Annotated in this window: 9 protein-coding genes; 2 read left to right on the top strand and 7 right to left on the bottom strand. The window is 52.1% G+C overall.

Features of this window, described 5'->3' with window-relative positions; all coding sequences use genetic code 11:
• Positions 1-34: 34 nt before the first annotated feature.
• The gene (locus tag BMW93_RS15935) at positions 35-3,061 is read right to left on the bottom strand and encodes a TonB-dependent receptor (protein WP_090378849.1); all 3,027 of its coding nucleotides are present in this window, start codon (positions 3,059-3,061) and stop codon (positions 35-37) included.
• Between the two features lie 340 nt (positions 3,062-3,401).
• On the opposite strand from BMW93_RS15935, the gene BMW93_RS15945 reads away from it, so the two are divergent.
• On the top strand, positions 3,402-4,568 hold the full coding sequence (locus BMW93_RS15945; RefSeq protein ID WP_090378038.1) for a substrate-binding domain-containing protein: 1,167 nt from the start codon (positions 3,402-3,404) through the stop codon (positions 4,566-4,568).
• A 100-nt stretch (positions 4,569-4,668) separates the two neighbouring features.
• Here BMW93_RS15945 and BMW93_RS15950 read toward each other — a convergent pair whose 3' ends face one another.
• The 5 genes from BMW93_RS15950 to BMW93_RS15970 form a co-directional block, all read right to left on the bottom strand.
• The gene (locus BMW93_RS15950; protein ID WP_090378042.1) at positions 4,669-5,619 is read right to left on the bottom strand and encodes a sugar phosphate isomerase/epimerase; all 951 of its coding nucleotides are present in this window, start codon (positions 5,617-5,619) and stop codon (positions 4,669-4,671) included.
• A gap of 40 nt (positions 5,620-5,659) precedes the next feature.
• A complete protein-coding gene (locus tag BMW93_RS15955; protein ID WP_177194099.1) occupies positions 5,660-7,324 on the bottom strand; it encodes a RagB/SusD family nutrient uptake outer membrane protein in 1,665 nt (554 codons plus the stop codon).
• A 47-nt stretch (positions 7,325-7,371) separates the two neighbouring features.
• Positions 7,372-10,950 (bottom strand): TonB-dependent receptor, encoded by a 3,579-nt coding sequence (locus tag BMW93_RS15960; RefSeq protein ID WP_090378049.1) that lies wholly within the window; start codon positions 10,948-10,950, stop codon positions 7,372-7,374.
• Between the two features lie 176 nt (positions 10,951-11,126).
• Positions 11,127-12,206 (bottom strand): FecR family protein, encoded by a 1,080-nt coding sequence (locus tag BMW93_RS15965; RefSeq protein ID WP_090378052.1) that lies wholly within the window; start codon positions 12,204-12,206, stop codon positions 11,127-11,129.
• 78 nt (positions 12,207-12,284) lie between these two features.
• On the bottom strand, positions 12,285-12,890 hold the full coding sequence (locus BMW93_RS15970; RefSeq protein ID WP_090378054.1) for an RNA polymerase sigma factor: 606 nt from the start codon (positions 12,888-12,890) through the stop codon (positions 12,285-12,287).
• Positions 12,891-13,109: 219 nt separating this feature from the next.
• Here BMW93_RS15970 and BMW93_RS15975 point away from each other — a divergent pair, with 219 nt between their 5' ends.
• Entirely contained in the window at positions 13,110-14,186 is a 1,077-nt protein-coding gene (locus BMW93_RS15975) for a glycoside hydrolase family 76 protein (protein ID WP_090378057.1), read from the top strand.
• Between the two features lie 72 nt (positions 14,187-14,258).
• Here the strand turns inward: BMW93_RS15975 and BMW93_RS15980 are convergent, their stop codons facing one another.
• Positions 14,259-15,722: an alpha-L-fucosidase gene (locus BMW93_RS15980; protein ID WP_090378060.1), complete on the bottom strand. Its 1,464-nt coding sequence runs from the start codon at positions 15,720-15,722 to the stop codon at positions 14,259-14,261.
• Positions 15,723-15,764 lie beyond the last annotated feature (42 nt).

Here is a 15,764-nt window from a genome sequence, read left to right on the forward strand (position 1 = left end):
TTAGCCTATGTTCGGCAAGAGGATTCGGAAATAATCAGAATGAAACCTGGATACCGCCCAGGAACGATTTGGCTTGCGGATATACGAAGTTGTCGATCCCGATCTGCGTGTTTGAACCTGCGTAAGTGTTAACCTCCGGGTCGAAACCGCTGTAATTGGTAATCGTGAACAGGTTGTTCGCACTCACGTACACGCGGATGCTCTGTACGCCTTTGAATGCGGGCAATTTGTAGCCAAGCGTAATGTTCTTGCAACGGAGATAGGAACCGTCCTCCATGACGTAGTCGGAAATAGGCAATCGCCCGGCCTGAAATGCACTCGCGTACTGGTTGCTGGGGTTGGTAGGCGACCAGCGGTTCACAACGCCTTCGAGCAAATTGCGCTGTCCGAGCGGATTCTCGAACGAAAGCCGGCTAGCATTGTAAATGTCGTTCCCCTGCGAACCGGAAAGGAATGCGGCCAGGTCGAATCCTTTGTAGGAAAGATTGGTTGAAAAGCCGTAAATGAATTTCGGGTTAGGGTTGCCGGTAATGATTTGGTCGTTAGCATCGATCTTCCCGTCGCCATTCATGTCCTTTACCTTTTGCCCGCCCAGGCGCCCGTCGTAGCCGGGAAGAATCGCTTCGCCTGTTTGGTTAATGCCATCGAACACATAAGTTTTGAATATACCCAGTGGTTCGCCCACTTTCAAAAGGCTGTAAGTATTAATGAAACGCTCGCTCGTCACGCCGCCATCCAGGGTTGTGATCTTGTTGCGGTTGATGGTCGTATTGGCCGAAATATCCCATTTCAATGCACCATCGAGGATGCGCGCATTCACGGCCAGTTCAAGCCCTTTGTTTTGAAGGCCCGCGAAGTTGCCATTGATCTTGGTATATCCCGAGCTCATCGGCAGCGTCTTTTCAAATAGCAGGTCCTCTGTTTTCTTGTAATAAACATCCGCAATGAGGCTGATCCGGTTGTTGAGCAAACTTACGTCGACACCAAAGTTCGTCTGAACCGACTGTTCCCAGCGGAGGTCTTTATTGGCGATTCTGGACGGGTCGATACCGGTTGCGTAAAGATGGTTGAGCATGTAATTGCTCCCGTTGGCAGCCACTGTGGCCAGGGATTGGTAAGGGTCCAGGCCGCCTGCATTACCGGTAAGCCCGAAACTTCCGCGAAGTTTGAAGTCCGAAAGCCAGGTCAGATCTTTCATAAATGGCTCTTCGATGAGGCGATATGCCGCTGATATGGCCGGGAAAACACCATATTTAAGGTTCGCCCCGAACTTGCTCGATCCGTCTATCCGTGCAGTGACGTCAACGAAGAGTTTATCCTTGAATCCGTAATTGATCCGGCCCATATAGGAATCCAGCCGCTGGCTGCTCCGGAAGCTGCCTACCGTACGGGTTAGCGCAAGTTGCATGGCTTCGTTCTGCGTAGCATCGTTGGGAAAGCCTGAGGCGCTCATGACGTTTTCGTTGTATTGCTCACCTTGGGTACCGAATACGGCTGTCGCTTTCAATGAATGATTCTTGCCGAACATGGTACTGTAAGTCAGGATACTTTCATGGAGTAAGGCCAGGTTGTTGTAGTTGCCCTTGCTTGCCGATCCCGAAGCATCTGTGAGGTCGCTTTTGTTGACAATACTGCGGGGTGAGTAATAGTTATAGAGCTCGCCTTTCTGGTCAAGGTTGAATGAGGCGCGATAGGTAAGTCCCTTGAACAGTTTGATTTCTCCGTAAAGGTTCGCCAGCACACGCTTGATACTCCGCTTGTTGAGTACTTCTATGAAACTTAGCGGGTTGGTTACTTCACGGTACCGGCCATTGCCTTGCTCGCCGAATGGGAAAATGGTGCCGTCCGGGCGGTAAGGTTGGAGGGTAGGAGGAGCGCCGACGGCCGCACCCAATACCGTAGACGTTACTACACCCGCATTGCCGATGTCGGTACTGCCTGTCTGGATACCATCCGAGACCGACTGGGTGCCAAGGATACTGGTTCCGATTTTGATATTCTTATTGATCTGATGGTCGAGGTTGAGGCGGAAAGAGTAGCGGGTAAATGCCGAGCCCCGCATGGTGCCGTCCTGGTCGAAATAGTTGAGCGACAATGCGAGCTGCGTTTTTTCATTCCCTCCATTGATCGACAGCTGGTGGTTTTGAATCGGGGCTTTTCTGAAAATTACCTTTTGCCAGTCGACACCCTCGCCGAGTGATGCCGGGTTTGCATAATAATTGTCTTTGAATACCTCATTTTCCAGTTGGCCAAACTCTGCCGCATTCAGCACTTTCAGCATTTTATTGACTTTCTGGGAACCATAATAGCCGTCGTAGGTAACGCGTGTGGCGCCACTTTTACCGCGCTTGGTCGTGATCAGGATCACACCGTTGGCTGCTCGTGCACCATAAATAGCGGACGCGGAGGCGTCTTTCAAAACCTCAACGGACTCGATATCATTAGGGTTAATGGTCGAAAGGGGGCTTACGTCATTGATACCGCCACCGTTCGAAATCTGGATTCCATCCACTACATAAAGCGGTTCGGAAGAGCCATTGATGGAGTTGGTACCGCGGATACGCACGCTCACATTACCCCCGGGCGAGCCGGTGTTCTGGTTGATCTGCACACCGGCAATGCGGGATTGAAGGCCCTGGGCCACGTTCGCGATGGGCGTTTGTACGAGATCAGCGGCTTTGACGGACGCGATGGAGCCGGTGGTTTCGATCTTGCGTTGCGTTCCGTAACCTACTACTACGACTTCTTCCAATGCTTTGGTGTCCGTTTTGAGGGAGACGTCGATGGTCGAGCGGTTCGAAACCGACACTTCTTCTTTCAGATAGCCCAGAAATGAGAATACGAGTGTCGCGTTACCTGCTACATCGATGGAATACACACCTTCCGCGTCTGTCAGTGTTCCTTGCTGAAAACCTTTTACAGTCACGCTCGCACCGGGGATCATTTCGCCCTTTTCGTCGGTCACTTTGCCTTTCACTGTCACATTTTGTGCGAACAGCGACTGCGTAATGCCCAGGCACAGGAAGCCGAGCAGGAACAAGTCACGTATTTTTTTCTTCATGTAGGTAAAAATTAGGGTTTGATTCAGAATTATAATATTCAAATAGTACAATTTTAATGCATTGGATCGGCATCCTTGAAGACGTGCGGTACTCATCGTCGACAGTGCTGAAATGCGGTTTTTACCTAAATATAGCTGTGCGGAGAGGGGATACTCATGTGGTTTTAGGGCAGAAATTTCCGGGAATTGAACAAAAAGTATCGGTAACGTTTGCGGAAACGATACCGATATATGGTTTTGCTGATGATTAATAGGAGATTTTTATATTTTTGTAAAGCGGGTGGAAATGAAGGGTATTGTCGGTGTGTGAAGCAGTATTTATTTAAAAAGTACAAAGGTTATGATTCAGTGTGTGAAATGCGCTCAGGTGGATGGCATCATGAAAGCAGGCTACGTCAGGGGCAAGCAGCGGTACCTGTGCAAATGGTGCAACTACTATTTCACGCATGCGGAAAAAGACGATTCGATCGAACCGCTGGTCAAACGCAAGCGCCATCAGACGACCATTATCGACATTGCCAAATCACTGGGCGTTTCCAATTCGACGGTGTCGCGTGCATTGCACGGACATGCGGATATCAGCCCGGAAACACGCCAGGCGGTGCTCGACAAGGCTGCGCAACTCGATTACCAGCCTAATCAGCTGGCATACAACCTTGTAAAAAGCAGGACAAATACAATTGGAATGATCGTTCCGGAATTTCAGAACCAGTTTTTCCCGAATGTGATCATCGGCGCGCACGAGGTATTGACGGAGGCCGGGTACAATCTTACCATCATGCAGAGCAATGAATCATACCAGGTGGAGATCTCGAATACGAAAGCGATGCTGGCGAACCGGATCGACGGGCTGCTCATTTCCCTCACGCAGGAAACCAATAACTTCGATCACCTGAGCCTGTTCGCCAAGCGCGGCATTCCGCTCATCCAGTTCAACCGCGTGTGCGACCAGATCGACGTACCGAAAGTGGTGGTAAACGATTTCGAAGCCTCATTCAAAGCCGTGGAGCACCTTATTTTGAACGGCTACGAACGCATTGCACACCTCGGTGGGCCGCTTACGTTGCAGGTAAGTCAGGAGCGGTTGCGCGGCTACCGGGCGGCGATGGAGAAATACGGCAAGCCTATCCAGGACCAGTTGATCATCCAGGGCATGCTCACCCAGCAGAAAGCCCGCATTTACGGCCAATACCTCCTCGACCTAGCCGACCGCCCCGACGCGATCTTCGCTGTCAACGACTCCTCTGCCATCGAAATCATGCTCATGGCGATGGAAAAAGGCATTTCCATCCCCGACGAACTCGGCGTGGTCGGTTTCAGCGACAATGCCGAATCCGCCTACATCGGCCCGGGGCTCACTACCGTCCGTCAGCCCACCATGCAAATCGGGCGCACGACGGCTGAATGGGTTTTGCAACTCGTCGATGCGGAGGAGATTATCGTGAACGAGAAGCGGGTTTTGAATACGGAACTGGTTGTGCGGGGGTCGTCGCGACGGTGCAGGTAGTTTTAATACCGCTGCGGTGGCATAAAAAACAAAAAGTGCGGCCCCAGAGAAGCTGCACTTTATTAACTACAGAATATAATTATGAAACTCTTATAAGGGGTTAGCCCAGTGCTTCCCTCAATACTTTCAGGCTTTTCGGCACCGCTGTGGCCGGGTCTTCTTTTCCTTCCATTTCCAGCGATACGTAACCTTTGAAATTCGCTTTTCGCAAAATACCCGCGATGCGTTTGTAGTCCAGATCAAGGTCGTAATAATGTCCGCCGCCGTAATAAGTCTTGGCCTGAACGATCGTCGCGTAAGGTGCCAGCCGCTCGAACTGCGGGTAAGGATCGCCCACGAAATTACCTGTATCCACATTCATACCCATGGCCGGCGAGGAGGCCAGCGGCTTGTAAATTTCAAGCAGGTAATCGATGTTCGATGACAGTCCCCAGTGGTTTTCGATCGCCAACACGACACCCGCCTTTTCCGCAGCTGCCAGACATTCCTGCATCGATTCGATACACCATTTAATAGCGTCCTGATCCGTGAAACCCTGGATCGGTGGCTCTTTGCCGTCCTTGTAATAGTTGGCATCACGCTTTACCGTGCGCCAGCTTCCGGTGTTCATCCGGATCGCCGGAATGCCCATTTGGGTCGCAAGGTTAATACATTTTAAGGTATGTTCAATGTCCTTTCTGCGATCTTCCGGCTTCGGCTGCACAAAGCTTTGATGGATAGAGAGAAGCGGAAGTGCCAGTCCGTTATCGAATGCAAGCCTTTTCAGCTTGTTCATGTATGGGATCGTCTCGTTGTCCATTTGCCGGTGCAGGATTTCCACGCCGTCGAAGCCCAGCCGGGCCGCGTCTTCGATCACTTTGTCGATCGGATATTTCTGTTCCTGGAAATGCCAGTACGAGTACGTCGAGACGGCAATCGGTATCCTGCGTGCGGCGGGAGCGGGCGCTGGTTCTGCCTGTGCAACATGGCTGGTCATGGCTGCCGCGCCGCCCAGGGCAATGGTTTTAAGCCAGTCGCGACGGGAGGTGGTGTCCTGTTCGTGGTGTTCCATTGTGATAATTTTGGATAATAATATTAAAAATTTGTCACATTCATGGATTTTGCTTTAAAATGTTTGCACCCATAATATCGATCTGTGCTTGCGGGATGGGGAAGTACTCGCTTTTGCCTTTCACGAAAGTGGCACCGGAGAGGTAGGTACGTTTCTTGCTTTCCTTGGTCAGGTAGGCATTCAGCACCACATCCGCATTGCCCCAGCGCACCAGGTCGAAATGCCGGTGGCCTTCCATCGCCAGTTCGAGCCGGCGCTCGAAACGCACGGCTTTGCGGGCATATTCCTGGCTGGCAAATGCAGGATAGGTTTTGACCAGGTAGTTGGCGGCGGGCTTGCTTGCCGCATCGAGTACCACCACATTGGCTGCGCGGGTGCGCACCTGATTTACGAGTTTCAGTGCGGTGGCAAGGTCGTTGTCCTCCACAGCTACCTCCGCGCGCATGAGCAGGACGTCGGCCAGGCGAATGGCACGGTAGTTGTTCGCGTTGGCGCGTGGCGACTCGGCACCTGCATTTTCACCACTGTAAGCAAAGAACTTTTTGAAAGTATAAGGCCCGCCGAATGCCTGGTCGCGGATCCAGTTTTTACCCGGGTGAATGCCCCAGTTAAGGAACGGCAGTCCGCGGCGGCCTACGGTCCAGTCCAGGCGCGGGTCCAGTGTGCCCTCGTAAGGCGTGAATGCGTCGGTGGACGAAAGCCCTTCGTCACTTTTAACATCCACATCATTGAAAGTGTCCAGCAACGGCAGGCCGCTGGCGTCGGTTTTGAATGCATTCACGAGGTTTTGGGTAGGCTGGAAGAACCCGCAGCAGCCACCCGGCGCGGAACCATAAGGGAAGTTGTAGTTGTCGCCCCAGCTACCGTTCTGACCGGCGCCTCCGTCGGCAACGGACATTTGTACTTCAAAAATGGACTCCGAATTGTTTTCCGTCGTGATACGGAAGTTATCATGGAAGCTGTTTACGAGCGAGAACGGCCCATTGCCGATCACATCGTCGAGCAGCGGTTTGGCGGCCTGGTAATCCTGCTGGTACATATGCACCTTGGCGAGGAATGCCTTCGCTGTCCATTTGCTGGCACGGCCCACCTGTGCTTTCGTGGCCGAAACGTTGTCGATCGCAAACTGAATATCCGCTTCGATTTCCGGCCAGATATCCTTGTTATTGGGCAGGTTAATGTAGTCGGTGACGGTTTCGTCCACGTAAGGCACCATATTCCAAAGCTTTTTCGCTTCGAAATGGTACCAGGCACGGAGGAAGCGGGCTTCGCCGAGGGCTTGCGCTTTTTCCGCGTCGGTCATGTCGGTGGCTTTGCCGATGAGCCTGATCACATCGTTGGAACGTGAAACGCCGTCGTAAACGGCTACCCATTTGTCGTTATAGGCCCCGATGTCGGCCTGTGCAATGTAGCGTTCGATGGTCGTAATCTGCGCCTGGTCGCCCACGTCGCTGCCTTTGTAGGCGTCGTCGGAGGCGACGGAGCCGTAAATCCAGTTGCTAACCGACGAGGTATTCACGGGCCCGGAACCGACGCCGTCAAGCAAGCTGTATGCCCCGATCAATACCGCGTTGACCCCTGTTTTATTCGCAAGCATGGCCTCGTTGCCCACACCCAGCGGCGTAGTTTCGAGAAAACTGTCCCCGCAGGAGGTGAGTACCCCCACGCAGACCATTGCTGTTAATGCTAATACGCTCTTTTTCATATTGATAATGAGAATGATGCCGTGTTAATGATTTTTATAAAGCCCAACTAGAATCCAAAATTGATACCGATCTGGTACATCTTCGAATTGGGATAATTACCCTGATCCACGCCCAAAACCGTGCTGCCTGGTGTCGAACCCACAGAAGTTACCTCCGGATCGATACCGCTGTATTTGGTGATCGTGAACAGGTTTTGCGCCTGCAAATACACGCGTGCGCTCTCGAAACCGATTTTGGACAACACGCCCGCAGGTAATGTGTAGCCCAGCGTCAGGTTTTTCATACGGAAATAAGAACCGTCTTCGATGAAATAGCTCGACGGCTGCTGGCTGCGGCTGTCGTTCGCGTCCAGGATCGGCAATACGGCATCCGGGTTTTCGGGCGTCCACGAGTCGTTGAGCATGCGGAGGCTGCGGTTACCGGCCTGGTTGTTAAAATCCACCCAGCGTTTCACCATGTTGATGATCTGGTTGCCCTTCACGCCCTGGAAGAATGCCGAAAGGTCGAAGTTTTTGTAACCTACATTCAGGTTGATACCGTAAGTGAAATCCGGGTGCGGGTTGCCGATGAACTTGCGGTCGTTATCGGTAATGGTGCCGTCGCCATCTGTATCGTGGTATTTGTATTTGCCCACGGCGGCATAGCCCGGGTATTTAGGTCCTTTGTCGACTTCGCCCTGGTTCTGGTAAATGCCGTCGATCTGCAAGCCGTAGAACGAGTAAAGCGGCATACCGGCCACCGAGCGAGTCCAGGTGTAGCTGCGGATCGCCGGGCCGAGAAGCACGGCGGTGGAGCTGCTGTTCAACTTTTTAACTTCGTTTTTGTAGGTAGAGAAATTGACGCCCAAAGAATAGGTAAGGTCTCCATTCAATGCTTTGTTATGGAAGTCGATACCGAGGTCGATACCCTTGTTGTTCATTTCACCCACATTCACGAACGGAATGGTCGCCACACCTTGCGTGGCAGGCAATGCAACCTGGTAGAGCATATCGGAAGTGGTACGGTTGTACAAATCGAGGTTCAGGCCGAACATGCCTTTCAGGAAAGTAGCGTCGATACCCACGTTGGTTTGGGTCGTAGTCTCCCATTTGGCATTCTGGTTACCGAACGCCTCGGTGTCGAAGCCCGGCTGTACCGCATTGTTCGATCCGTCGATCGGGTACGACGACTGGCTAAGGCTCGAACGATAGGTGCTGAAACCGTTATAGTTACCAATTTCCTGGTTACCGGTCTGTCCCCATCCCGCGCGCAGTTTCAGGTCGTCCAGCCACGGAATGCTTTTCATAAAAGTTTCTTCCGACAAGCGCCATCCCGCGCTGAATGCGGGGAAAGTACCGTAACGGCTGTTCTGTCCGAAGCGTGAGGAGCCATCGCGGCGCACGGTAGCTTCGAGCAGGTAGCGGTCCTTGAATGCGTAATTGATTTTTCCAAAAATCGAGAACAATGCCCATTCGTAACCCACGCCGGTGTTGGCAATGCCCGCGGTTCCGGAGTTGAGGTACATATATAATGGGTCTTCGGAAAAGTAGGTCGTACGCGTGCCGGAGAAGTCGCGGCCGGTTCCTTTAATCGCTTCGGTACCCGCCAGTACACTCAGTTTGTGCGAGGTACCCAGGTTTTTGGTGTAATTCAATGTATTCGACCACGTCCAGTTAATGTCGTAGGCGTTGCCGTTGGTCATTGCGTTGGCTGCTTCGATTTCAGCTTCTTCGAGGTCAAGCAACGTATAACTCACGCGGTTTGCATTGATGAAATCGATACCGATGCTCGATTTGGCGGTAAGGTCTTTCAAAATGTCGACTTCGATGTACGCATTACCGAATGCGCGCAAGGTATTCGTCTGGTTGTTGCGGCTTCTCCAGAGCTGTGCAACCGGGTTGGTAGCAGGACCAAGGCCGGCCGCGCGGGTAGCCGCGAAGTTGCCTGCAATGTCGTACACCGGAATGATCGAAGGAATGCGGTAGCCGTTTCCGATCGGGTTGCCATCCTGGTTGTTGCTGCTGCTGGCTGTGCCGTTCGCATTGTAGTACCCTTTGTTTTCGGTATAGCTCAATTCGAGGTTTTCGCCCAGGCGAATGCGTTTTTTAAACGTAAACTCGGTATTCGAGCGGATCGAGTAGCGGTCGAAAGAGGTATGGATCAGCACACCATCCTGTTTGTAATAATTGAGCGCAATGGCATAGCGACCATTCTCTGTACCACCATTGGCACCGATATTATATTCCTGGATCGCAGCCGGACGCAGGATTTCCTTGTGCCAGTCGGTACCTTCCTTGTTGGCTTTTACGATCTGGTAAAATCCGGTGCGGTTATAATTGTAAAGGGAAGGGTTGGTTTTTGGATCACCTTCAAAAAGGCCGTAGCTGGAACCTGCGAGAATATAGTCAGGTACCACCGCAGTAGGGCCGTTGCCATATTGCTGATGCGAAGGATTGCCGTTCGTCAACACGCCCGCGTTCTTACGTTGTGTCCACAGAAGGTCGCCGAATTGCTGCGGGTCTTTGATCAGGTCGAGGTCCACTTTGCCGGTCTGGAAGCCCGCGCGGGAGTTGAATGTAAATCTCGGAGCGCCTACTTTCCCTTTTTTAGTAGTAATGATAATCACCCCGTTAGCAGCGCGCGAGCCGTAAATGGAAGCCGATGAGGCGTCTTTCAGTACCTGCATCGACTCGATGTTGTTCGGGTTAATGCTGTTCAGTCCGCCTTTCGTAGGCACGCCGTCGATGACGTAAAGCGGGTCGTTGTTGTTGATCGTACCGAAACCGCGGATACGGACGGTGGCTTCGCCGCCGGGCGTATTGTTGGATGTGACGGTAACCCCCGCCACGCGGCCCTGCAACTGCTGCGCAACGTTTGGAGCGGCCACTTTGGTGAGCTCGGTAGCGTCAACGGTCGATACCGCGCCGGTAATATCGCGTTTCGATTGAGACGAATAACCCGTTACCACCACCTCGGTAAGCGATTTAATGTCGGATTGAAGCGTCACTTCTACCATGGTTTTACTGGTAATATCGATCTCCTGCGTGAGGAAGCCGATCGACGAAACGACAAGCGTAGTGCTGCCGTCGGGCACATTCAACGCGAATCCGCCGTCGGCATCGGTAGTGGTACCGATCGACGAGCTGCCTTTGAGCACGATCGTCGCGCCGGGGATGGTGCCGCCGGTTGCGTCCTTTACCTTTCCTTTGATCTGAAAATCAATGGGGTGGATCGTTTTGATAGAAGTGCCCGTTCCTTCCGGCAAATTAGCGGCCGGTTTGGCGGTAGCTCTTTTGAGCAGGATCTGTTTACCCGAAACTTCGTAGGAAACTTGCAGGGGCGTCAGGAAATTATCGAGAATGGACTCCAACTTTTCCTCTCTGGCGCTGAAAGTAACCTTGCGCTGCGAGCGGATGAGCTCGGGGCTGTACATGAAATGCACGCCGGAGATCTTGCCGATCTGCTCCAATGCCGCACCGATTTTTTGCTCGCGGATGTTGATCGTCAGACGACGGTTCAGTACCTCCTGGCCGAAGCCGTCGAAAGCTACGGCAAGCCCTGAGAACTGAATGATGATGAACAATTGTATGAGGCTGATTCTCATAATTTTGAGCAGGTAACTCTGCCGGTCAAAGGTTTTTTTCATACTTTTGTCTGTTTTGTAGGTTTTAAAAAAATCGGCAAAATAATTCCCGTGTCCTCATTAGGGGACCTTCTTAGCGCCAGCACAGAAAGAGGGGATTTCATTCGGGTGAATGATGTTGGTAGCATCGTTCACCTTTTGTTGTTTTGGGTCAAATAGTCAGGTTTTGAGGTGAATAATCAGTTACATGGATTTCCGGTAATGGTAATGCTGTCTTCGGTAATGGTGTAATGGGCTTCAAGGATGGTACAGAGCCATTTCAGCTTGTTTTCGAGCGGCTCGTCGCCGAGCGTTGCGGTAATGCTGCAATGCGCCAGGCTGTTCCGGTCGAATGCGATGTTGACGCCATAAGCCTGGCCGAGTGCGTCAAAAACAGCTGCGGCTGGTGTTTCGGAATAGGTAAATTCCTGGTTTTCAATTGGAATATTCAGCAAGACCGGGCTTTTCAGTGCGGATCGCACAAGTTTTGCGTGTGCGCGCTCGTAAGTGGCTTGCTGGCTCGAGGTGAGGAGGAGGGTTGGTGAGGCCTCGCTGAAAACGGATACTTTCCCGGTTTTAACGGCAACGGTAATCTCCTTTTCGTCGGCAATGGCCTTGATACTGAAACTGGTACCATGCACTTTGGCGACCAGTTCGCCTGCGTACACGAAAAACGGCTGGTCGGGATTCTTGGTCACTTCAAAAAATGCTTCGCCGGTCAGATACACTTCACGCTTTTCATTTTTGAATGCCTGCGGATATTTCAGCGTGCTGTTACGGTGCAATACCACGGAGCTGCCATCGGGTAACTGCACATATTTGAACGGTCGTTCCGTATTGGCGACTTCTTTCATCGCATTCACATACTGGACGGCTTGCACCACTTTTGCGGCGGGATGCGCGCGGTTGTAAATGCGGAACAACGCAAAACAAAGCCCTGCCACGATCAGCAGGCTCGCCGCGACGTTCCAACCGGAGAGAAATACCGGGAAAAGCGGTTCTCTTTTGCCGCCGGCCTCCATTTGCGCTTGCCTTTTCGCCGCTTGCAATGCGTCGTTGACTTTGCTTTGAATGTACTCGTCCGTTAAATGCTCGTCGCGCACAGGCACCGCACGTGTGACGGCAATGGCCTGGCGTAGAATATCCGGTCCGTTTTCATGTTCCGTCGCCCATTTTTCCCAAACGGCGTTATCTCCCGGACATTTGCCGTCCGCCCAGCATCTGAATGCAGGGTTTTCGAGCAGCGATTGCAGTAAACGGTCAGACGGGTCGAGTGGCATGGAATAATGCGCTTTGGATACATTATCCGTTTATTCTGCCCGAATACTCGGTTGGGGATGAAAATTTTTTAGTTTAAATTAAACCTGGTAGAAAATTTGGCAAAAGGAGTAAATAATGACGGACATGGAAGGGGGCCACAGCCCGCGCAGATTGGCCAATGCCCGCTGGATAATGTTGCTTACCGATTGCGCATTGATGGCCAGCAGCGCCCCGATTTCCTCGGGCATCATGTTTTGGAAAAATCGGAGGTAAATGACTTCCTGCTGGCGTGCGGGCAGTTGATGGATTGCAGTTTGGACCTGTTTTTTCAGCGCGAGATCGTTTTCGCGGCCGATCCAGCTTTCCTCGCACGAAAATTCGGCCAGCAGGTGATCACACTCGTCGGTCAGCCCGGTTTCGTCGGATAGCGGTTTAATGGTTTTCAGCATCCGGTGCCGGAATGCCTTAATAAGGTAAAACTTCACCGACGGAGTCTCATTAATGGTAGCGTGGTGCAGCCAGAGATGTACCAACAGGTCCTGGATCACATCTTCAATCAACTGCATATTGGGAGTGAACCGCTGGCCGTATTGGAAGAGCGTCCGGTAATAGCGGCGGGCAAGTTCCGTATATGCGTGCTCGTCCCCACCACGGAACGCATTCCAAAGCACGGCATCATCGGTATGTTTGTCCAATGCAGTCAAAAAAGTTAGTCAGGTTAATGGGGGGATTATATCAAAAATAGGGGATGTGAACTGTATATAAAATAGTGTTTTGTATATTATTGGAATAACCAAATTTTATTATTCTATTTTACCAGAAAGCCGTTGGTTCAAATTTTTGGACCGGCAATTTTGAAGAGGATCTTTCAAGTAGAGAACCTCGCAGGGACTTCTTCTACTCAAAAAAATCGAAACTATTTTATGAAAAGTATGTACACAACGGCGCTGGTTTTGCTCGGCATTGCCCGTTTCGACCTCGCCGTATCGCAGTCCGCGCCCGACTACAAATCGCGCCGCGGCCAGATTCTCCACAACATCGAAGGCGTATTCTACGAGTCGTCGACCGGCCTTTTTATCGAAACAAACGGCAAGAATGAAAAGCCGCATTCCTACCTGTGGCCACTCTGCGCATTGCTGCAAGCCGCTACCGAATCGGAGGCGGTGAGCCCGGGCAAACAATATATGAAGCCGGTACTGGGCGCCATCCGGCAGTATTACAATACCAATGCGCCCGCTCCGGGTTACCAGGCGTACGTAACGAGCGAGCAAAAGGATTCCCGGTTCTACGACGACAACCAGTGGATCGCGATCGCGTGCCTGGACGCATACAACCGCACAGGCGAGAAGGATTACCTGAACGTCGCTGAGGAAATCTATCGCTTCATGATGACCGGCTACGACGACAAGGCGGGGGGCGGCCTTTATTGGAAGGAAGACGAAAAGAACACGAAAAACACCTGTTCGAACGGCCCTGGAATATTGGTAGCATTGCAGCTGTACCAGATCAAAAAGGAGCCGGATTACCTGAATACGGCCATTAACCTCTACGACTGGACAAAAAAGAACCTGCGCGCGAGCGACGGAACCTACTACGACGCCATCAAAGTCCCGTCCCTGAAAATAGACTCGGCCAAATATTCATACAACACGGGCACCATGTTGCAATCGGCCGTTTTGCTGCATAATATCACCGGCAAAAAGGAATATCTCGACGAGGCGAAAGCATTAGCCGAAGGTTCCAAAAGGCATTTTTACAAGAATAACAAGTTGCCGGACAACTACTGGTTCAACGTAGTGCTGCTGCGCGGTTTCGAAGAACTCTACAAAATCGACCCCAAAGCCGGCGATTACCAAATCTTCATCGCCGACGCCGAACGCATCTGGAAAGACGAACGCGACGGCAAAAACCTCCTCGGCCGCAAACCCGTCAAAACGCTGATCGATCAGGGTGCTATGCTGGAAATGTACGCACGGTTGGAGCGGCTGGCGAAGGAGTAGGGTTGTATTACTGTAAAGCAAAAGGGCCGGTTGAAAACTCAACCGGCCCTTTTTTGCATATTATCGTAATTCTTATTCTGTATCCTTATAAACCCCAAACTCGCTAATGGCAATGCTAACCGGCGATTTGGTGATGCGGAGGCGTACCTTGTTGGAAGTGATTGGTACATCGAGTTTCGCGATGCGTTTTGCGCCTACGCTGGTGCCTTTGTAGACTTCCTTCCATTCGTTTCCGATCCAGGCGTCTACCGCAAATTCTTCGATACGCTGACCCAGTTTGATGTATTCCTGCAAGCTGATAATGTCGAACACGATCGGCTGGCTTAGTTCGATCACCACTTCCGGGGTTTTGAAATCGTCGTCCGTTGCCCAGTAGGTGTCGGTTTTGCCGTCCAGCAGGTTTTTAGCGCTGTAAATGGAGTTATAACCACGCACATTCACGGCTTTCGATGAAGCGCGACCGACCAGGTTGGTTGCAAAAGTGTTTTTGACATGGTCGCCGAAGGTTTTCAACGCCGCGACATCGTCATTATGCAGTTGCCCGCGTGTGTCGGGCGCGAGGCCGAGGTCGAGAGCTGCTCCGCGTCCTACACTTTTGAGGTACAGGTCAAACAGTTTCTCGGGCGTTTTGGGCTTTTCGTTGGTGTGGTAGAACCAGCCCTTGCGTAATGGTACGTCGCATTCCGCCGGTATCCAGAACTTCCCGCCGCGGGTTCCTCCGGGGTTTTCAGTCGCATTGGCCTGGCCTGGCACGGCTACGTTTTGGCCTTCGGATGGTTTCGGAGTGAGTGTTGCCCATGAAGTAGGGTTCACGCTGCCATCCTCGTTACCTGCCCAGCGCACGTCCCAGCCGATGTCGCTGAAAATGTTGGCATTCGGTTGCAATTTGCGGGTATAGTTGGTCCAGGTCGAGTCCCACTGGTAGTAGGTCGTATTGTCGATCGACCGCTTTTCACGGGCGCCGCCATAATAGCCGTCACCGCCATTCGCACCGTCGTGCCACGACATAAACAGGTCGCCGTAATTGGTATACAATTCCCGAAGCTGTTCGCGGTAGATCTTAATATACTCCGGCGTGCCGTATTTGGCATTGTTGCGGTCCCAGGGTGAGCAATAAACCCCGAATTTGAGCCCGTGCTTGCGCGCGGCGTCCGCGACCTCGCGTACGAGGTCGCCCTTGCCTTCGCGGAAAGGGCTTTTGGTGATATTGTAATCGGTTGTTTTGGTCGGCCAGAGGCAGAAACCGTCGTGGTGTTTCGCTACCAGCACGATCCCGCGCAATCCGCCTGCTTTGGCGGCCTGAACGATCTGGTCGGCATTGAAGTCACTTGGGTTGAACGTCTTCGGATCCGCGTCACCGTAGCCCCATTCCTTGTTTTCGAATGTGGTAGGTGTGAAGTGCATAATACCGTAAACCTCGGTTTCATGCCAGGCGATCTGACGTGGTGCGGGCAATGCGCCGTAAGGTTTCGGAGGGGTTTGTGCAAAAGCGATCGAAGCCGTCAGGCAGAGGAGACCGGATATTTTTTTGATCATTTGAAAAGGTGTTTCTGATGATACAGATAGGGGTGATGCAAA

The sequence above is a fragment of the Dyadobacter sp. SG02 genome (genome assembly GCF_900109045.1).
In the GTDB taxonomy this organism is placed as follows: Bacteria; Bacteroidota; Bacteroidia; order Cytophagales; family Spirosomataceae; genus Dyadobacter.